Origin of the sequence: Streptomyces sp. NPDC005722 (assembly GCF_040630935.1) — a bacterium.
Lineage (GTDB): Bacteria > Actinomycetota > Actinomycetes > Streptomycetales > Streptomycetaceae > Actinacidiphila.
In genome coordinates, this window is record NZ_JBEXYN010000002.1 from 55,442 (window position 1) to 72,687 (window position 17,246).

Consider the following 17,246-nt stretch of genomic DNA (forward strand, 5'->3'; position numbering starts at 1 on the left):
GCCTACCTCCAGGTTGGTTTCTGCTTGAGCGCCGCTCACCGCGCTCCGGGATGCTTCCCTCGGCTGCCGGGCGCACACACCGTGAACGTCTGCGCCGCCAGCCCCCGGAGCGGTCCGTCAGGCGGTCCGGACGCGGAGGGCGCGGCGCAGGTCGTCCAGCTGGTCGGCGAGGCGGCGGCGCAGTGCGGGGGTGGGGGCGGGGTCGCCGGTGCGGAGGCACTCCTCCCCGAGGTCGAGCACGGCGGTGTCGACGACGGGGACGGGGAAGGCCCAGCGGCCCGCGGCCTCCGCGAGCGCGGGGCCGCGGCGGGCGGCGACCGCCACGGCGGCGGGGAAGAAGCGGGGCACGTACTCCCGGACCAGGTCGAGCTGTTCGGGCTGCCAGAAGCCCTGGGCGGTCGCCGTGAAGAGGTAGTTGGACAGCGTGTCGCCGTCGAACATCCGGGCCCAGGCCTCCCGCTTCGCCTCCGGGTCGGGCAGCGCGGCCCGGCAGCGGGCGGCGCCCTCCTGGCCCGTGGCGCTGGGGTCGGCGTCCAGTTCGGCCGCGATGTCCTGCGCGGAGGCCGCGCCCAGCACGCTGAGCCGGGTGAGGATCTGCCAGCGCAGTTCGGGGTCGAGCGCGGGCCCGCCGGGCAGGGCGCCGTCGGTGAGCCAGCCGCGCAGGGCGCCGGGGTCGGCGGTGGCGGCGATGAGCTCGCGGGTCGCCGCCAGCCGCAGCCCGGGGTCGTCGCGGGTGAGCAGGTCGCGGGTGAGCGCCTCCAGCGTGGCGAGCGCGGCGGGGCGTTCGGCGGCGGGGAGGTAGCGGTCGGCGATCTGCCCGCGGGCGAAGCCGAGCACGCCCTGGACGACGGCGATGTCGGTCTCGTACGGCAGGTGGGCACGGGCCACGTCGAGGTAGGCGGCGGGCGGGAGTTCGCCGTCCCGCACGAGGTCGCGGGCGGCGTTCCAGACCAGGGCGCGGCTGAGCGGGTCCGGCAGGCCGCGCAGCGCGGCGACCAGGGTGTCCCAGGACCGCGCGTCGAAGCGGATCTTGGCGTACGTCAGGTCCTGGTCGTTGAGGAGCACCAGGTCGGGGCGGGGGCCGGGACGCGTGCCGGGCGTCTCGCCGTCCGCGGGGACGTCGGTCTCGAAGCGCTCGCGCAGCACCAGCCGCTCCGGGTCGGCTTCGGTGCCGGTGCCGGCGCGGTCGTACGCGGCGACGGAGATGCGGTGCGGGCGGCCGCCCTGGTGCGTGACGTCCAGCCGCCAGCCGCCGTCGACGCCCTCGGGGACGGGGGTGAGCGTGTCGACGCCGGTGGTGCGCAGCCAGCGGTCGGCCCAGGCGTGGACGTCGCGGTCGGTGGCGCCGGCGAGGGAGTCGATGAAGTCGGCGAGGGCGGCGTTGCCGAAGCGGTGCCGCGCGAAGTGCTCGTTGATGCCGGCGAGGAAGTCCTTGCGGCCGAGCCAGGTGACGAGCTGGCGCAGCGCGGAGGCGCCCTTGGCGTAGGAGATGCCGTCGAAGTTGAGCAGGGCCGAGGCGGTGTCGGGGACGGCCTCCGGGGCGGGGGCGACGGGGTGGGTGGAGGGGCGCTGGTCGGCGTCGTAGCCCCAGCCCTTGCGGGCGACGGCGAAGTCCGTCCAGGTGCCGGTGAACCGGGTGGCCTCGGAGAGCACCTGGTAGCCCATGTACTCGGCGAAGGACTCGTTGAGCCAGATGTCGTCCCACCAGCGCAGCGTGACAAGGTCGCCGAACCACATGTGGGCCATCTCGTGGGCGACGACCATGCCGCGGGTCTGCCGCTCGGTGTCGGTGACGGCGGAGCGGAAGACCATCTCGTCGCGGAAGGTGACCAGGCCGGGGTTCTCCATGGCGCCCGCGTTGAACTCGGGGACGAAGGCCTGGTCGTAGGAGTCGAAGGGGTACGGCTCCTCGAACAGCTCGTGGTAGCGGTCGAAGCAGCGCCGGGTGATGTCGAAGAGCTCCTCGACGTCGGCGTCCAGGTACGGGGCGAGGGAGCGGCGGCAGTGCAGTCCGAAGGGCAGACCCGCGTGCTCGGTGCGCACCGAGTGCCAGGGCCCGGCGGCGACGGCGAGCAGGTAGGTGCTGATCGGCGGGGTCGCCGCGACGCGCCAGCGGCCCTCGGCCTCCCCGGTGCGCTCGGCGACCCCGTTGCCGAGGACGGTCCACGCGGGCGGCGCGGTCACGGTGACGTCGAAGACGGCCTTCAGGTCGGGCTGGTCGAAGGCGGCGATGACGCGCTGCACGTCGTCCAGGAAGAGCTGGGTGTAGAGGTAGGTCTCGCCGTCGGCGGGGTCGGTGAAGCGGTGCATGCCCTCACCGGTGCGGGAGTACCGCATGTCCGCCTCGACCCGCAGTTCGTGCGGTCCGGCCGTGAGGCCGGTGAGCGGCAGCCGGTCGTCGCCCAGGGTCGCGGCGTCCAGCGGCCGTCCGTCCAGGACGGCGCCGTGCAGCGCGGCGGGCTTCAGCTCGACGAAGGTGTCGACGCCGTCGGCGAGGGCGGTGAAGCGGATGACGGTGGTCGATCCGAACACCTCGTCGCCGCGGGTGAGGTCCAGGTCGACGGCGTAGTGCTGGACGGCGATCTGCCGGGCGCGGGTCTCGGCCTCGGCACGCGTGAGAGCAGGCATGCCGTCATGCTGCCCCATGCCCGGCCCGCGGCGCACGGGGGTCCCCCGCGGCCCGTGGGCCGGGACGGCGGGCGCGCCTTCGGCGGGGGCCGTCGCCGGGGGGCGCGGGCGTCACAGCGAGGCGGTGCGGCGGGCGTAGGCGCGGGCGGCGCGGGCGCGGTCGCCGCAGCGGGTGGAACACCACTGGCGGCGGCCGTGGCGGAGCAGGTAGCGGTTGCAGGGAGGGGAGCCGCAGGCGGTGAGACGGGCCGCTTCGGGGCCGGTGAGCAGGTCCGAGGCGTCGGCGGCGAGGACGGCCAGGGCGTGGTCCACGACGGCGGTGGTGGGGTGCGGGGTGGCGCGGTAGGGACCGGTCTCGTCGTCCCACTGCAGCAACGGGGCGGTGGGGATGCGGGTCATGGCGTCGTTGACGGCCCTGACCGCGGCGGGGAGGGCCGGCAGGCCTTCGGCCCGGGCGGCGAACAGCGACCTGATCTGTTCGCGCAGCGAGCGCAGTTGCGCCGCGCACATCTCCCGCATGCCGGCTTCGACCGGTGCGAGGCCGCGTTCCGCGAGCCAGTGGTTCGCCTGCGCGGGAGAGCCCAGGAGGTCGACCGTGTGGCCGCCCGTCAGCGCGATCGCGCTGTTGGCGAGGGCGAGGGCCAGGTGCTCCTCCTCGCCCTGTGCGGGCGGCAGGCCGAGTTGTCCGATCAAGGGCTCCTTCACGGTCCTCATGGTACGGCTTGCTTGATCCGTGAGAGGCGACTACCGTCTTGTCACGGTTAGAAACCGCCTATCCGTGAGGTACACCATGTCTTCCCTTCCCGCGGCGACCGGCTCGTTCCCCGTGCGCGTCCTCGGCGGTCCGACCGCCCTCTTCGAGTACGGCGGCCTGCGCTTCCTCACCGACCCGACCTTCGACTCCCCGGGCGACTACCCCCGTGGCGGCGGCCGGTTCCTGACCAAGACCGCCGCCTCCAGCGGGGCCGCCGCCGACCTCGGCCCGGTCGACGTGGTCCTGCTCTCGCACGACGAGCACCCCGACAACCTCGACGCCTCGGGCCGGGCCCTGCTCGCCGAGGTCCCGCTCACCCTCACCACCCCCGGTGGCGGGCAGCGCCTGAAGGAGCGGGCCGAGGGCCTGGCCGACTGGGAGTCCGTCGAGCTGGACCGCCCCGGCGGCGGCACGGTCACCGTGACGGCCGTCCCCGCCGTCCACGGCCCCGGCCCGCGCGAGAAGGTCGAGCCGGTCACCGGCCAGGTCGTCGGCTTCGTGCTGACCGGAGAAGGCCTGCCGACCGTCTACGTCAGCGGCGACAACGCCTCCCTCGACGCGGTCAAGGAGATCGCCGAGCGCTACGCCCCCGTCGACACCGCCCTGCTCTTCGCCGGCGCCCCCCGCTTCCCCGAACTCTTCGACAACCAGCTGATCGTCCTGGACAGCGCCCAGGCCGCCCAGGCCGCCGGACTCCTCGCCGCCCGCCGCGTGGTCCCCGTCCACTACGACAGCTGGGCCCACTTCACCGAGGGCCGCGACGAACTGGCCGCCGCCTTCACCGCCGCCGGTCTGGCCGACCGCCTCGACTGGGGCCGCCGGGACTGACCCCGGCGCCCGGGTCGTGCCGTCCTAGGCTGGCACGGTGACTGATGGGCAACGGCCGTTGCGGCCGTCGGGAGTGTGGGCCACGGCGGTGGGCGTGGCCAGGGTGCGGGCGCTGGAGACCGAGCGGGAGAACGCGCTGTTCCGCGACCCACTGGCACGGGCCTTCGCCGCCGCCGGCGGCCTGTGGCCCTCCTCGCCGCCGCTGCCCGACGACGAGGCCGCGCGACGCCGCCGGCTGGCCGTGTCGTTCTCCATCGTCATCAGGACGAAGTTCCTCGACGACCTGTTGCGGGAGGCCTCCGCCTCCGGGGTCCGGCAGGTCGTGCTGCTCGGCGCCGGCATGGACAGCCGCGCCTTCCGGATGGACTGGCCGGAGGGCACCCGGCTGTTCGAGGTCGACACCGCCGACCCACTGGACTTCAAGGCCTCGGTGCTGCGCCGGGAGCGGGCCGTCGCGCGCTGCGAGCGGATCACCGTCCCGGTGGATCTGCGTGACGACTGGCCGAGCGCGCTGGTCGCCGCGGGGCACGACCCGTCCGCGCCGACCGTGTGGATCGCCGAGGGACTGCTGATCTATCTGCCCGAGGACGCGGTGGAGTTGCTGCTCGCCCGGATCGGCGCGCTGTCGGCGCCGGGCAGCCGGATGGGGCTGACCTTGGGCTCGCGCGGCGTGATCGAGCGCTTCGGCGCGGACGCCGCGCCGGGATCGGCGGCGTCCCTGTGGGTCTCGGAGATGCCCGACGACCCGGTCGGCTGGCTGGCCCGGCACGGCTGGGAGGCCGCCGGGCACACGCTGCGCGAGCGCGCCGCCGCCTACGGCCGCCCGGTCACCACCCCGCCGCAACACGAGGAACGGCCCGGCGGACTGATCTCGGCGGTCCGCCGCTAGGACCTCTCCCGGTCGTGGGGTGCGGCGCGGACGGGGGTCAGGAGGTGCGGACCGCGATCGCGTGGACGACGAGGGTTCCGGGGGGCCGGCCGTCGTCGTGCCGGTCGCTCGCGCAGGTGACGAGACGCAGGGCGGCCGTGCCGTCGTCGCGGAGCAGGGCCTGTGCGGGCAGGGAGCGCCGGGGGACGTGCTCGACCCGGGTGACGGTGAAGCGGGCACGGCTGCCGTCCCCGCGGGTGACGACGACGGTGTCGGTGGGGCGCACGTCGTGGAGGTCGTGGAACACCGCGCGTCCGCGTCCGCCGTCGTCGTGGCCGACGATCACGGAGGTGCCGTGGTCGCCGGGGGCGGCGCTGCGGTCGTACCAGCCGGCGTAGCGGCCCTGCTCGGTGGCGGGGGTCTGGAGGGTGCCGTCGTCGGTCACCCCGAGGTCGACGACGCGGGCGTGCACGCCGGCGCTCGGGATGTCGATGCGTACCGGCGTGTGCCCGCCGGGGTCGGAGGCGCGGACCGGCGTGCTGCCGTGGACCACGGCGACCGCGTCGCCCCGTCCCCCGTGGGCGACCGCCCAGCCGGTCGTGGCGGCGGCGATGGCGAGGAGGGCGAGGGCGAGGACGTTGATGCGACGGTGCGTCATCCGCATCGGCCGCTCACCTCGGGCGGACGGCGTACAGGACGCCGCGGACGCCCACCGCCAGCAGCAGCACGCCGGCCAGCGCGGGTCCGGCCAGGTCCGGGACGCCGGGGACGCCCGCCGTCCTGACCGCGCACACCGCGCACACCGCGAGGACCGCGAGCACGGCGAACGCCGCGCGCCTGGCGACGGCGGCGGTCCGGGCCGGGGCGGTCCGGACGGTGGTGGCGGAGGCGGCACAGGCGGCGGACATGGGTCGGGGTCCTTCGGTCCTTCGGGCGACGGCGGTACGGACGTCGTGGCCGGCCGCCGGGCGACGGACGGCCGGCCACGGTCCCCACCGTACGGAGTCCGGGGGTGCCGGGGCCTCCCCCGCCGGACCGGTTCCGTATCCGCCGAAAGTATGGTCCCGGGGGCGGGCCTTGCGCCCGCAGGAGGACGCCGGGCAGGCTCGGCGGATGATCGCCACCTTGCAGTGCACCGTGATCGACTGCCCGGACCCGGCCGCGCTGGGCGGCTTCTACCAGGGCGTCCTGGGCTGGTCCCTGGACACCGCGGACCCCTCGTGGGTGACCCTGACGTCCCCTGACGGTGCCCGGATCGCCTTCCAGGAGGTGCCCTTCCACCGGCCGCCGCGCTGGCCGGACCCGGAGCACCCGCAGCAGTTCCACCTGGACTTCGACGTCCCCACCCGCGCCGACGTGGAGCGCGCCCACGAGGAGGTCGTGGCGCTGGGCGCCACCTTCCTGCACGACAGCGGCGGCGAGCGCAGCGGCTTCCGGGTCTTCGCCGACCCCGCCGGGCACCCGTTCTGCCTCTGCTACGGGCAGGCTCCGGGGCCGGCCGTCACGGGATGAGCGGCGGCCGGGTGTCGGTGGCCGCTTGTACGGTGTCACCGTGACCGCCGCCAGGGGCGGGCCCGGCCGAGGGGGGGACGGCATGGACGCGGGGAGCACGACGTACGAGCCGGTCGAGCGGGACCCGGACCCCGCGTCGGTGCGCCGGGTCACCTTCGTGCCGTTCCTGCCGGGCGGCCTGGTGGGCGCGGTACGCGGCGCGGACGGGGTGGTGCGCCTGCCGTCCGGCGAGGTGCTGCCCGGTGAGGACTGGATCCTCGACACCGCCGCACGGGTGCCGCTGGAGACCGCCGGGTACTACCGCCAGCGGGTGCACCCCTTCGCCTGGGACGCGGGGCAACAACGGCTCTACGCCTGGCTGGACGGGGACCGCTACCGGGGCCGGCGGCCGCACGCCGCCGACGCGGACCTCGTCGTGGCCGAGGCCGCCGCGATCGCGGACCTGCTGCCCGCCGGGGCCGAGCGGCGTGCCGTGCTGGACGCGGCGCGTTCCTTCCGGGAGCAGGACGACACCTCGTACTTCGCCGACAACCTGCGCCTGCTGGAGCCCGCCTACCTGCGGGCGACCACGCCCGAGGGCGGATCCGGCTTCGGACGGGAGCCGGATCAGTGGCGGGCGCGGCGCTCGATGGTGGTGGAGGCGCTCCACAAGGACGGCACGTTCCTCGACCTCGGCTGCGCCAACGGGCTGCTGATGGAGTCGGTGCGGCGGTGGGCGGCGGAGCGGGGCCGGGTGGTCGAGCCCTACGGCGTGGACCTCGCCCCGCGCCTGGTGGAGCTGGCCCGGCGCCGGCTGCCGCGGTGGGCCGGGCGGATATCGGTGGGCAACGCGCTGGACTGGCGGCCGCCCGACGGCGGGCGGTTCACCTTCGTGCACGCCCTCGCCGACTGCGTGCCCGAACGCCGGCTGGGCGACATGGTGCGCCGGCTGACGGCGGAGCTCGTGGAACCCGGCGGGCGGCTCCTGCTCAGCGTCTACCAGGCGGAGGGCGGCACCGCACCGACCGCCGCCGAACGGCTGACCGCACTCGGCGTGCCGGTGGCCGGCTCCGCGACCGGCACGGGGCCGGAACGCACGGCGACAACGGCCTGGGTCGACGCGTAGGCTCGAAGGGTCGTACCCGCTTGGGGAGGCGCCGTGACCGAGCCGTCGTCCAGCCCTGTCGAGCACGGCTTCCCGCACCTGGAACAGGTGCGGGAAGCGCTGACCGCGCTCTACCGGCGGCTGTCGTACGACACGGTGAGCCGCTTCCCGGCGAGCGTGCGCCCGGAGGCGGTGGCGTTCCCCGCGGACGAGAACCTCCACCTGGGCGCGCAGCGGGTCGCGCGGGCCATCGTGCAGCACTTCCGGCTTCCGGAGGCCCGCATGGTGGTCGCCTTCCGGGACATGGTGCACGCGGGCAACGTGGAACTGGCCGCCGGACCCGAGTACTTCGTGGAGCTGCACGACCGCTTCCGGGACGACCGGCGCGACGTGGGGGCGGTGCTGGCGCACGAGGTGATGCACGTCTACCTGCACCGGCTCGGACTGAGGTTCCCCGGGTCGTGGGAGAACGAGATCCTGACCGACACCGCCACGACCTACCTGGGCGCGGGCTGGCTGCTGCTGGACTCCTACCGCGAGGAGCCGGTGCTGTTCGGGGGCCGGGCGACCACGGCCGTGTCCAAACTGGGCTACCTCACCCCGGAGGAGTTCGGCTACGTCCTGGCCAAGCGGGCGCAGGCCTTCGGCGACGACGTCGAGCCGTGGCTCACCAGCCCGCGGGCCCGGGACGCCTACCGGGCCGGGCAGGAGGTCGCCGAGGCGGACCTGCGTCATCCGCCGATGGTCGCCTGCGGCTGGGTGGGCCGCCGCCGGTACGCCCGCGACCGGCGGCGCGGCGGCGCGTACCCGGCCGCCGGCTACGCCTTCGAGGGTGCCGGCCCCCAGCGGGTCTCCTTCCCCTGCCCCGTGTGCCACCAGCGGATCCGGGTCCCGGTGCGGGGCCGGATGAAGGCGCGGTGCCGGCTGTGCCGCACCGTGCTGGAGTGCGACACCTGACCGACCACGCCGGACGGGCCGCGTTCTTCACGCACGTCGGTCACGCACGTTGGTCACGCACGTCCGGGAGTCCTCACGGGGTGACGATCGGGAAGTCCTGGTCGGCGGCGTCCAGCAGTCCGACGAGGGTCGCCACCACCTTGAGGTCCCCCTCGTGGTCGACGCCCTCGAAGCGGCCGCCCGCGAGGAGCCGGTGCAGCTCGGGCCGGGTGAGGGTGAGCGTCAGGTCGGCGTGCCGGACGGCGGGGCGCCCGTCCTGGGTGGAGAAGTAGGTGAGGGCGCCGTTGGAGAGGGTCAGGTGCCAGGTGCGGTGCTCGTCGGTCAGGCGCCAGTCGATGGTCAGGTGGACGTCCCATGCCTTGGGGCCGTTGACGCGGATGGCGAGGGAGTCGATGAGCTGGTCGACGGTAAGGGCGGCCATCACGTCCGGGTTGGCGATGACGACCGGGGTCGGGGAGACGCCCTCCCGCAGTTCCTGGGCGCCCATCAGGTAGAAGTTGCGCCAGGGGCCGTTCTCGCAGCCGTGCCCCAGGCGCTCGTAGAGCAGAGCCAGTTCCTCCGTCGCGACGGCGTGCCCGGGGTCGGCGAAGACGGCGTGGCCCAGCAGGGTGACGGCGAAGCGCAGGTCGCCCGCGTCGGCGTACTCCCTCGCCTTGGCGACGGTGGCGTCGGTTCCGCCGAGGCAGTCCACGTAGCGGCGCGCCTCCGCCGCCGGGGGGTGCTGCCACAGGTGGGCCGGGTTCCCGTCGAACCAGCCCATGTAACGCTGGTAGACGGCCTTCACGTTGTGGCTGAGGGAGCCGTAGTAGCCGCGGTTGGCGTCGAGCCGTTCCAGGGCGGGCGGCAGGGTCAGTTCCTCGGCGATCTCGCTGCCGGTCAGGCCCCGGTTGACCAGCCGCAGGGTCTGGTCGTGCAGGTAGGCGTACAGGTCGCGCTGGTGGGAGAGCAGCCGGTGGATGCCCTCGCGGCTCCAGGTCGGCCAGTGGTGGGAGGCGATGGCGACGTCGGAGGCGTTGCCGAAGAGGACGAGGGCCTCGTTCAGGTAGTGCGCCCACAGACGTGCGTCGCGGACCTGCGCGCCGCGCAGGGTCAGGACGTTGTGCATGGTGTGGGTGGCGTTCTCCGCCATGCACAGCACCCGCTTGGCGGGGAAGTGGAAGTTCATCTCGGCGGGCGCCTCGGCCCCGGGGGTGAGCTGGAAGATGATCCGGACCCCGTCGATCGTCTCGTCCTGGCCGGTGCGGGTGACGTGCACGGTGGGCGGGATCAGGGTGACGGTGCCGGTGGAGGCGGTCTGGCCGAGCCCGCATCCGATCTGCCCGGCCGGCCCCTTGGGCAGTTCGGAGCCGTACATGTAGACGGCGCGGCGGGTCATGGCGACCCCGGCGTCGACGCTCTCGCCCGCCGCGTGCTCCAGGAAGCCGGCCGGGGCGAGAACGGGCACCGGGTCGTGGCCGTGCGGCAGGACACCGCGGGCGCCGCCGAAGTGGTCGACGTGCGAGTGGCTGTAGATGAGGGCGGTGACGGGCCGGTCCCCTCGGTGCTCGCGGTAGAGGGCGAGGGCGGCGGCCGCGCACTCGGTGGAGCGGAGGGGGTCGATGACGACGACCCCGCGGTCCCCCTCCACGAGGGTCATGTTCGACAGGTCGAGGCCGCGTACCTGGTAGATGCCCTCGACGACCTCGAACAGGCCCTGCTTGGAGGCGAGCCGGCTCTGCCGCCACAGGCCCGGGTGCGCCGTGTCGGGGCACGGGCCCTGCAGGAAGGAGTACGCGTCGCCGTCCCAGACCACCCGGCCGTCGCCGTCGGTGACGCGGCCGGGGGTCAGGGCACCGAGGAATCCCCGGTCGGCGTCGGCGAAGTCCGTCGAGTCCTCGGTTGCGCCGGGTGCGAGAGCCGTCATGACGACACAATGTCAGCGTTTCGCCCGGATTGTCACGCTCATGTGCGCCACCAGCGGCGCAGTACCTCCTCCGCGGCTTTTCCGTGCGGGCTGTACGCGAGGCGGGCCGGGGTCTCCCCGCTGTCCGGCCAGTCGTCCCACATCCACCAGCACACCCCCGCCCACCAGCGCTCGCCGTCCAGCGCCGAGAGCAGCGCCTGGTAGGCGGCGGCCTGTTCGGCCTCCCCCGGCTGCCGGCTGACGGTCCACGAGTACGGCGCCGTGGTCGTCCCGCGCTGGCTGACGTAGCCCGCCTCGGTGAACAGCACGCGGCGGTGGTGCCGGGCGGAGTAGGCGGAGAGCTCGCCGATGACGGGCCGCCAGGCGGCGCGCAGCCGGCCGGCGTCGGTGGTGGGGCGGTCGGCCAGCGGCCAGTAGGCGTCGACGCCGATCAGGTCGAGGGCGCCCCAGAAGGGGACGTGTGCGTACTCGTCGTAGTTGGCGGCGTAGACCAGCGGGCCGTCGTAGCGCTCCCGTACGGCACGGATCACCGCCCGCCAGCGCGCGCCGTCCCGTGAGGTGCCTGCCAGTTCGGTGCCGACGGCGAACTGCTCGACGCCGAGTGCGCCCGCCAGTTCCGCGTAGTGGCCGATGAAGCGGGTGTAGGCGGCGAACCAGGCGTCGGGGTCGGCCGGGGTGATGCCCGCGCGGTCGCCGCCGCCGGTGAGGTCGACGTGCGGCTTGAGCAGCACCTTCAACCCGGCGGCGTGGGCCTGCCGGACGATCCGCCGCAGGCTCGTGTCGCTCGCGGTCTCCCCGGTGGTGCGCATCGCGGAGTCGTGGACCCCGGACTGGTACCAGGTGGGGGTGAAGGACACCCACCGCGCGCCGGTGTCGGCGATGCCGCGCAGGTAGCGCCCGGCGGCGGGGCTGTCGTAGTCCTCCGCCGCCCAGGAGGGCAGCGCGATGCCGCGGACCCGGTCGCCCGCGCCGGTCCCGGGGCCCTGGTGCGGCCGGTCGTCGGGGCGGTCCGCGGGCCGGGCGCCGACGGTGGTGCAGCCGGCGGTCAGGGCGAGGACCGCCGCCGCGACGGTCGCGGCGGCGGTCCTCCCGAGCAGGGTCATCCGGCGGTCGCGGGGCTGACGAAGGTGTAGCCCAGGGCGCGGATGCCCTCGACCGTCTCCTTGAGCGGCTGGACCGGGTAGTAGGGGTGGTAGAAGAAGCTGGCGAAGCCGTCGCGGACGGCGAGGTTCGCCTTGGCCGAGGCGATCAGGTCGGCCGGCAGTCGTGCCGGGTGGTTGTTGTAGGCCTCGGGCTCGTAGTTGCCGATGTTCTCGGGCAGCACCTTGGTGCCGTACACGTCCTTGACGACGTACGGGAAGAACTGCCCGATGAAGCGGTTGGGGTCCGTCGTGCCGCCGCCGAGGGTGCCGGCGAAGTACAGCGAACGCTCCAGGCGCGCGGTGTAGTTCTGGGCGAAGACCTTGTAGTCGGTGGCGGAGGCCGCGTAGTGCGGGGTGGTCCACAGTCTGGGCACCGGCAGGCCGGCGAGGGCGAACTGGGCCAGGCCCAGGGTGACCCGGGTCTGCGCCCACAGCGCGGAGTCGCCGGTGACGGGGCCGTCGTAGACCACGTTGTCGGAGGCGTCGACGTGGGCCCGGTAGAACTCGAAGTCGTCGCCGGTGACGCCGTTGTAGGGGTTCGCGGTGTTCCCGTGCTGGTGGGTGTAGCCGTGGTTCATCAGGACGGCGCCGTGCTGGAGCATGTACTTCAGGGTGGAGACCAGCTGCGGGCGCTGCGCCAGGGTGACGGTCTCCGGCTGCCCGTTGTTGTAGGTGCCGTTGGGGTCGGTGTAGACGGGGATGACGTTGATGCCGTACGGGATCTGCTCCGCGGCGAGGTAGTCGGCGATGGCCCGCAGTTCGGCGGGGTCGGAGTTGGGGCTGATGTCCTCCAGCCGCATCATGGCCCGGTGCCGCTCGGCGGTGCCGGGGGCGAGGGAGTCGAAGAGCAGGTCCTCGAAGGCGATGACGCGGTCGCTCTCGGAGACGTAGGCGAAGGGGATCTCACCGACGTAGGTGAGGTTGCCCGACCGCACCGCCCACGGGAAGTCGGTGCCGGTGCTGGTGTCGCGGGCGGTGGCCAGCTGCGTCACCGCCGGGTAGCCGGGCCCCGACATGACGGCGGGCCGCAGCACGCCGCCGTCCTGGCCGGCCGGGACCTTCCGGGTGAGGGTCTGGTCCTTGTACGTCACCTGTGTGACGGTGCCGACGCTGCCGTTCGCCTCGAAGTACGACGCGGTGGGGTCCCAGCCGTACTTGTCCTGGAACTGGGTGACGCCCGTCGCGTTGGCCAGCGACCAGATGTTGTCGGCGAGCCAGGTCACCGGGCGCGTGGTGGTGACCACGTCCTGGTAGAAGGCGGCGGGGACGGCGTCGGGGACGCTCCCGCCGTAGTAGGTGGAGCCGATGTAGAAGGTGGCCGTGTACTGGTCGACCATGCCCGCGGTGTACTGCGCGACGGGCTTGGCGGTCACGGTCCCGAAGTGGCCGGCGAGGTTGGCGGTGGCCATGGCGTAGAGCTCGCCGAGGTGCCCGTAGGGGCCGGCGGTGTCGTACAGGACGAGTGCGGTGGTGCCCGCGTCGGCTGCCGCCGCGGTCCGCGAGGGCCTGGCGGCCAGCGGGGCGCGCGCGCCGGTCAGGTCGCGGTCGGCACGTGGCGGCCGGATGCCGCCGCGGAGCGGGCCCTTGGCGCGCCGGTCGCGGTCGGCGGCGCGCTGGGCCTTGGCCCAGCCGGTGAAGTCCACCTTCCCCAGGCCGGCGCGGCCGCCCGGGAGTCCGCCGTGGTGGCGGTGGTCCCCCTTGCCGGCCGGGCCGCGCCCCGCGGCGCCGCCCGCCGGGGCGGACAGGAATGCGGCCCCGAGCAGGGCCGCGATGAGCATGACGATGACGGAGACCCGGGACTTCCCGGACCTCCCGATGCGGGATTGCATGTTTCCCCCCATTGCACCTACGGAACAGGCCGCCGATTGTTCAGAGCGGCAATGCCCGCTGTCAACCCGATCATCGGATTCGCTTCTCGTTCGATTATCCATTCAGTCGCGGAAACCAAAGCCCTCGGAAGGGTGAATTTCTCTTTCGGCGCACGCCCGGGAGCTGGGGCGATGCACCACGCGCCCGGCCTGCCACCTCAGGCTTCACCTGGAGGCCAATGATCATCAAAAAGTATCTGCTAACTTCCTGCCCTGGAGTTCCGGGCCGCCTTTCGCACCGGAACACATTGGGGGGACTCACTCATGTACGGAAGGCCCGCACTGGGCACAATGCTGCCGCTGGCCGGTATGGCCACGGCTTCGAGGTCTGTTCCTGGCATTCCGTTCGCCAGGGGTTTACAAATAGCGGCAGGAATGGGCTTCCTGCTGTATTGCTTGATCGCATTCGGTCTGATAGCGGCGAGACTCTGGCTCCGCCGGCCCTCGGCCCGCGCGGCGGCGGCCGGCCGCCCCTCCGGGGGCGGGTCATGACCGGCCAGTTCGCGTTGTGGGCCGCGACCGCGCTGATCGTGCTGGCCGGGACCTACAACACCACGCTGTTCCTGCTCTCCCGGCGGCACATCCGCCGGGTCCGCCGGCCGGGGCGGCAGCGCTTCTACGTCTTCCTGCTCGCCTGCCTCAACGAGGAGAAGGTCCTCGCCGAGAGCCTGGCCCGGATCACCTCGCTGCCCGCGGACAGCTTCGTGGCGCTGGTCGTCGACGACGGCTCCGACGACCGTACGGCCGAGGTCGCCAGGGCCGCCGACAGCTCCCGGGTCCGGCTCTACCAGCGCCGCCTCCCCGACGCCCGGCGCGGCAAGGGCGCGGCGCTCAACGCGGGCGTGCGCCACCTGCGGGCCGCCGGGCTGCTCGGCCACCGCTCCCCCGAGGACGTCGTCATCTGCGTCGTCGACGCCGACGGCCGGCTCGACCCGCACACCCTCCAGGCCGTCGACCCGTACTTCGACGACCCGGCCACCGGCGCCGTCCAGATCGGCGTCCGCATGTACAACCGGCACCTGGGCCTGCTGGCCCGGCTGCAGGACATGGAGTTCGTCGTCTACGGCGACGTCTTCCAGAGCGCCCGGCGCTTCCTGGGCAGCGTCGGCATGGGCGGCAACGGGCAGTTCATGCGGCTGTCCGCGCTCGACACCCTCGGCGGCGAGGGCCCCTGGAGCGACAGCCTGACCGAGGACCTCGACCTCGGGGTCCGGCTGATCGCCCGCGGCTGGCGCAACCAGTACTGCACCACCGCCGCCGTCTCCCAGCAGGCCGTCCTCGACGTACGGCGGCTGGTGCGGCAGCGCTCCCGCTGGTTCCAGGGCCACCTCCAGTCCGCGAACCTGGTGCCGCTGATCCTGCGCGAGGTGGCCACCCGCCCGGCCCTGGACCTGCTCTACCACCTGTCCAGCCCGGTGCTGATCCTGCTGACCTCGCTGCTGCCGCTCTCCTTCCTGATCGCCGTGGCCGGCACCGTCGCCGCCTCGTTCCAGGAGGGCCGGCCGCTGGTCTCGCCGACGTGGCTGCTCGGCCCGTACCTGCTCTCCTTCACCGCGGCCTACGTCTACGGCTTCGTCTACGCCAAGCGCGAGCGCACGCTCGGGCTGGTGCGCTCCGTCCTGGTGGCGCACGCCTTCATCCTCTACGGCTACATCTGGTTCGCCGCCGGCTGGTGGGGCCTGTGGCGGATGCTCACCGGCAAGCGCACCTGGCTGAAGACCGCGCGCACCTGACGGCCCCGTACTCCTGCTCCAGCCGATCATCTGCACCACCGTCCCAGGGGGGAACCATGTCCGCTTACCCAGTCGAACTGCCCGAAGTGCCGGGAACCATCCGGGCGATGCTCGTCCTCGGCACCCGGCCCGAGGTGATCAAACTGGCCCCGGTGGCCCGCGCCATGGCGGCCTCGCGGCATTTCGAGCCGATCGTGGTCACCACCGGGCAGCACCGCGAGATGCTCCACCAGATGCTGGACCTGCTGCAGGTGCCGGCCAAGGCCGGACTCGACGTGATGCGCGAGCGCCAGCAGCTCTCGGAGCTGACGGCCCGTCTCGTCGAGGGGCTCGGCGAGGTCATCAGGAACGACCGTCCGGACCTGGTGATCGTCCAGGGCGACACCACCACCGCGCTGGCCGGTGCGCTGGCCGCCTTCTACGAGCGGGTCCCGGTCGCCCACGTCGAGGCGGGGCTGCGCACCGGGATCCTCGACAACCCCTTCCCCGAGGAGCTCAACCGCCGGCTGATCGGCCGGATGGCCCGCTGGCACTTCGCCCCGACCCCGCGGGCCGCCGCCCACCTGCTCGCCGAAGGCACCCCCGACACGCAGGTGTTCACCACCGGCAACACGGTCATCGACAACCTGCTGTGGGTGCTCGGCGAGGGCGTCGGCCGCAGCGCCTTCCCCGGCACCGGCCGCCGCCGGGTGCTGCTCACCCTGCACCGCCGGGAGAACCAGGGCGAGCGGATGCGCGCCATGGGCCGCGCGCTGCGCCGGCTCGGCCAGCGCGGGGACGTGGAGATCCTGCTGCCGCTGCACAAGAGCCCGGCCGTACGGGACGCGCTGCTGCCCGAGCTGACCGGCCACCACGCCGTCCACGTCGTCGAGCCGCTGGGCTACCCCGACTTCGCGGCCACCCTCGCCGACTGCGAGCTCGTCCTCACCGACTCCGGCGGCATCCAGGAGGAGGCCCCGAGCCTGGGCAAGCCCGCGTTGGTGCTGCGTACGACGACCGAGCGGCCGGAGGCCGTGGAGGCGGGCGCGGCCCGGCTGATCGGCACCGACCCCGAGGCGATCCTGACGGCCGCGGGCCGGCTGCTGGACGACCCCGCCGAGTACCACCGGATGGCGACCGCGGGCAATCCCTTCGGCGACGGACGGGCGGCCGAACGCGTCCTCGCCCAGCTGGCCGAGGACTTCGGGGAGGACGTGCCGACCGCGCTCTCCTCCGCGGTCCCGCCGCCCCGCGCCCCGGAGCCCTCCCCCGCGGCATGACCACCGCCCTGAGGTCCTCCGCCTCCGGGCCCCTCCGTCCCCCGCGGCGGAGGGGCCCGCGGTCCGCCGGACTGGTGCTCGCGCTGCTGCTGGTGGTGGGCGTCGCGGTGTACGCCTGCCAGGGGCGCGGGAGCGCCGGGCCGGGCTGGAGCGACGGCACGGTGCACGGGCCCTGGCTGTCGGTGTACGACGGCTACGGCGACAACCGCGGGGACGCCACGTCGCTGCTGCTCACCCCGGGCCCGGCGGACCGGCCGGACGTCACCCACGCGGGTCTGGTGGTCTCCACCGCGGAGTACGGGGACCTGGTGTACGCGGCACGCACCCGGACACTCCGTCAGCTGCGGACCCCGCGCCCCAACCCGTGGGAGGTGCCGTGGCTGGTCTGGGCGTACCGCGATCCGGAGCACTTCTACTACGTCGCCCTCAAGCCCAACGGCTGGGAGCTGGGCAAGCGCGACCCGGCGTACGGGGGCGGCCAGCGCTTCCTGGCCACCGGCCCGACGCCGTTCCCCACCGGGCACGGGTACCGGATCGAGGTGGAGCAGCGCGGTCCCGCGCTCACGATCACGGTCGACGGGCGCTTCCTGACCTCGTTCACGGACGCCGAACGCCCCTACACCCGCGGCGCCGTGGGCGCCTACACCGAGGACGCCCGGGTGGAGTTCCGCGACATGGCAGTGCGGCGCCTGCCCCCGGTCGGGTGAGGG

The 17,246-nt window shown here is 73.9% G+C and carries 15 protein-coding genes; 8 read left to right on the forward strand and 7 right to left on the reverse strand.

What is annotated here, in order from left to right; all coding sequences use genetic code 11:
* Positions 1-117: 117 nt before the first annotated feature.
* Together pepN and ABZ479_RS02355 are read right to left on the reverse strand one after the other, a co-directional pair.
* Positions 118-2,628 (reverse strand): aminopeptidase N, encoded by a 2,511-nt coding sequence (gene pepN / locus ABZ479_RS02350; protein ID WP_500459446.1) that lies wholly within the window; start codon positions 2,626-2,628, stop codon positions 118-120.
* A 111-nt stretch (positions 2,629-2,739) separates the two neighbouring features.
* Positions 2,740-3,342, reverse strand: a complete 603-nt coding sequence (locus tag ABZ479_RS02355) for a CGNR zinc finger domain-containing protein (RefSeq protein WP_500459447.1) — start codon at positions 3,340-3,342, stop codon at positions 2,740-2,742.
* A 76-nt stretch (positions 3,343-3,418) separates the two neighbouring features.
* On the opposite strand from ABZ479_RS02355, the gene ABZ479_RS02360 reads away from it, so the two are divergent.
* Both ABZ479_RS02360 and ABZ479_RS02365 read left to right on the forward strand, forming a co-directional pair.
* Positions 3,419-4,210, forward strand: a complete 792-nt coding sequence (locus ABZ479_RS02360; RefSeq protein WP_500459448.1) for an MBL fold metallo-hydrolase — start codon at positions 3,419-3,421, stop codon at positions 4,208-4,210.
* Between the two features lie 73 nt (positions 4,211-4,283).
* A complete protein-coding gene (locus tag ABZ479_RS02365) occupies positions 4,284-5,099 on the forward strand; it encodes a class I SAM-dependent methyltransferase (RefSeq protein ID WP_500459730.1) in 816 nt (271 codons plus the stop codon).
* A 37-nt stretch (positions 5,100-5,136) separates the two neighbouring features.
* Here the strand turns inward: ABZ479_RS02365 and ABZ479_RS02370 are convergent, their stop codons facing one another.
* Both ABZ479_RS02370 and ABZ479_RS02375 read right to left on the reverse strand, forming a co-directional pair.
* Positions 5,137-5,742 carry a sortase domain-containing protein gene (locus ABZ479_RS02370; RefSeq protein WP_500459449.1) on the reverse strand — a complete coding sequence of 202 codons (606 nt, stop codon included), beginning with the start codon at positions 5,740-5,742 and terminating at the stop codon, positions 5,137-5,139.
* 7 nt (positions 5,743-5,749) lie between these two features.
* Positions 5,750-5,986: a hypothetical protein gene (locus ABZ479_RS02375; RefSeq protein WP_500459451.1), complete on the reverse strand. Its 237-nt coding sequence runs from the start codon at positions 5,984-5,986 to the stop codon at positions 5,750-5,752.
* A gap of 205 nt (positions 5,987-6,191) precedes the next feature.
* Here ABZ479_RS02375 and ABZ479_RS02380 point away from each other — a divergent pair, with 205 nt between their 5' ends.
* Genes ABZ479_RS02380 through ABZ479_RS02390 form a run of 3 tightly spaced genes read left to right on the forward strand, consistent with a single transcriptional unit; the run spans position 6,192 to position 8,631 of the window.
* A complete protein-coding gene (locus ABZ479_RS02380; RefSeq protein WP_500459452.1) occupies positions 6,192-6,590 on the forward strand; it encodes a VOC family protein in 399 nt (132 codons plus the stop codon).
* A 40-nt stretch (positions 6,591-6,630) separates the two neighbouring features.
* Positions 6,631-7,695, forward strand: a complete 1,065-nt coding sequence (locus ABZ479_RS02385) for a class I SAM-dependent methyltransferase (protein WP_500459453.1) — start codon at positions 6,631-6,633, stop codon at positions 7,693-7,695.
* Positions 7,696-7,728: 33 nt separating this feature from the next.
* Positions 7,729-8,631: a hypothetical protein gene (locus tag ABZ479_RS02390; RefSeq protein ID WP_500459454.1), complete on the forward strand. Its 903-nt coding sequence runs from the start codon at positions 7,729-7,731 to the stop codon at positions 8,629-8,631.
* Positions 8,632-8,704: 73 nt separating this feature from the next.
* Here the strand turns inward: ABZ479_RS02390 and ABZ479_RS02395 are convergent, their stop codons facing one another.
* The 3 genes from ABZ479_RS02395 to ABZ479_RS02405 are packed head-to-tail and all read right to left on the reverse strand — an operon-like array spanning position 8,705 to position 13,505.
* Positions 8,705-10,534 carry an alkyl/aryl-sulfatase gene (locus tag ABZ479_RS02395; protein WP_500459455.1) on the reverse strand — a complete coding sequence of 610 codons (1,830 nt, stop codon included), beginning with the start codon at positions 10,532-10,534 and terminating at the stop codon, positions 8,705-8,707.
* 38 nt (positions 10,535-10,572) lie between these two features.
* A complete protein-coding gene (locus ABZ479_RS02400) occupies positions 10,573-11,637 on the reverse strand; it encodes a glycoside hydrolase family 113 (RefSeq protein ID WP_500459456.1) in 1,065 nt (354 codons plus the stop codon).
* Complete coding sequence (locus ABZ479_RS02405; protein WP_500459457.1) at positions 11,634-13,505, reverse strand: DUF2334 domain-containing protein; 1,872 nt, start codon at positions 13,503-13,505, stop codon at positions 11,634-11,636. Before ABZ479_RS02405 ends, ABZ479_RS02400 begins: the two co-directional genes overlap by 4 nt.
* 527 nt (positions 13,506-14,032) lie before the next feature.
* Here ABZ479_RS02405 and ABZ479_RS02410 point away from each other — a divergent pair.
* The 3 genes from ABZ479_RS02410 to ABZ479_RS02420 are packed head-to-tail and all read left to right on the forward strand — an operon-like array spanning position 14,033 to position 17,243.
* A complete protein-coding gene (locus ABZ479_RS02410; RefSeq protein ID WP_500459458.1) occupies positions 14,033-15,277 on the forward strand; it encodes a glycosyltransferase family 2 protein in 1,245 nt (414 codons plus the stop codon).
* A 56-nt stretch (positions 15,278-15,333) separates the two neighbouring features.
* Positions 15,334-16,536, forward strand: a complete 1,203-nt coding sequence (gene wecB / locus ABZ479_RS02415) for a non-hydrolyzing UDP-N-acetylglucosamine 2-epimerase (RefSeq protein WP_500459459.1) — start codon at positions 15,334-15,336, stop codon at positions 16,534-16,536.
* Positions 16,533-17,243 carry a calcium-binding protein gene (locus tag ABZ479_RS02420; protein WP_500459460.1) on the forward strand — a complete coding sequence of 237 codons (711 nt, stop codon included), beginning with the start codon at positions 16,533-16,535 and terminating at the stop codon, positions 17,241-17,243. Before wecB ends, ABZ479_RS02420 begins: the two co-directional genes overlap by 4 nt.
* The last annotated feature ends 3 nt before the right edge of the window (positions 17,244-17,246 follow it).

Coding starts and splice junctions, on each gene's coding strand:
- pepN (WP_500459446.1), bottom strand. CDS start 2,628: ATGCCTGCTCTCACGCGTGCCGAGGCCGAGACCCGCGCCCGGCAGATC.
- ABZ479_RS02355 (WP_500459447.1), bottom strand. CDS start 3,342: ATGAGGACCGTGAAGGAGCCCTTGATCGGACAACTCGGCCTGCCGCCC.
- ABZ479_RS02360 (WP_500459448.1), top strand. CDS start 3,419: ATGTCTTCCCTTCCCGCGGCGACCGGCTCGTTCCCCGTGCGCGTCCTC.
- ABZ479_RS02370 (WP_500459449.1), bottom strand. CDS start 5,742: ATGCGGATGACGCACCGTCGCATCAACGTCCTCGCCCTCGCCCTCCTC.
- ABZ479_RS02375 (WP_500459451.1), bottom strand. CDS start 5,986: ATGTCCGCCGCCTGTGCCGCCTCCGCCACCACCGTCCGGACCGCCCCG.
- ABZ479_RS02380 (WP_500459452.1), top strand. CDS start 6,192: ATGATCGCCACCTTGCAGTGCACCGTGATCGACTGCCCGGACCCGGCC.
- ABZ479_RS02395 (WP_500459455.1), bottom strand. CDS start 10,534: ATGACGGCTCTCGCACCCGGCGCAACCGAGGACTCGACGGACTTCGCC.
- ABZ479_RS02400 (WP_500459456.1), bottom strand. CDS start 11,637: ATGACCCTGCTCGGGAGGACCGCCGCCGCGACCGTCGCGGCGGCGGTC.
- ABZ479_RS02405 (WP_500459457.1), bottom strand. CDS start 13,505: ATGCAATCCCGCATCGGGAGGTCCGGGAAGTCCCGGGTCTCCGTCATC.
- ABZ479_RS02410 (WP_500459458.1), top strand. CDS start 14,033: ATGACCGGCCAGTTCGCGTTGTGGGCCGCGACCGCGCTGATCGTGCTG.
- wecB (WP_500459459.1), top strand. CDS start 15,334: ATGTCCGCTTACCCAGTCGAACTGCCCGAAGTGCCGGGAACCATCCGG.
- ABZ479_RS02420 (WP_500459460.1), top strand. CDS start 16,533: ATGACCACCGCCCTGAGGTCCTCCGCCTCCGGGCCCCTCCGTCCCCCG.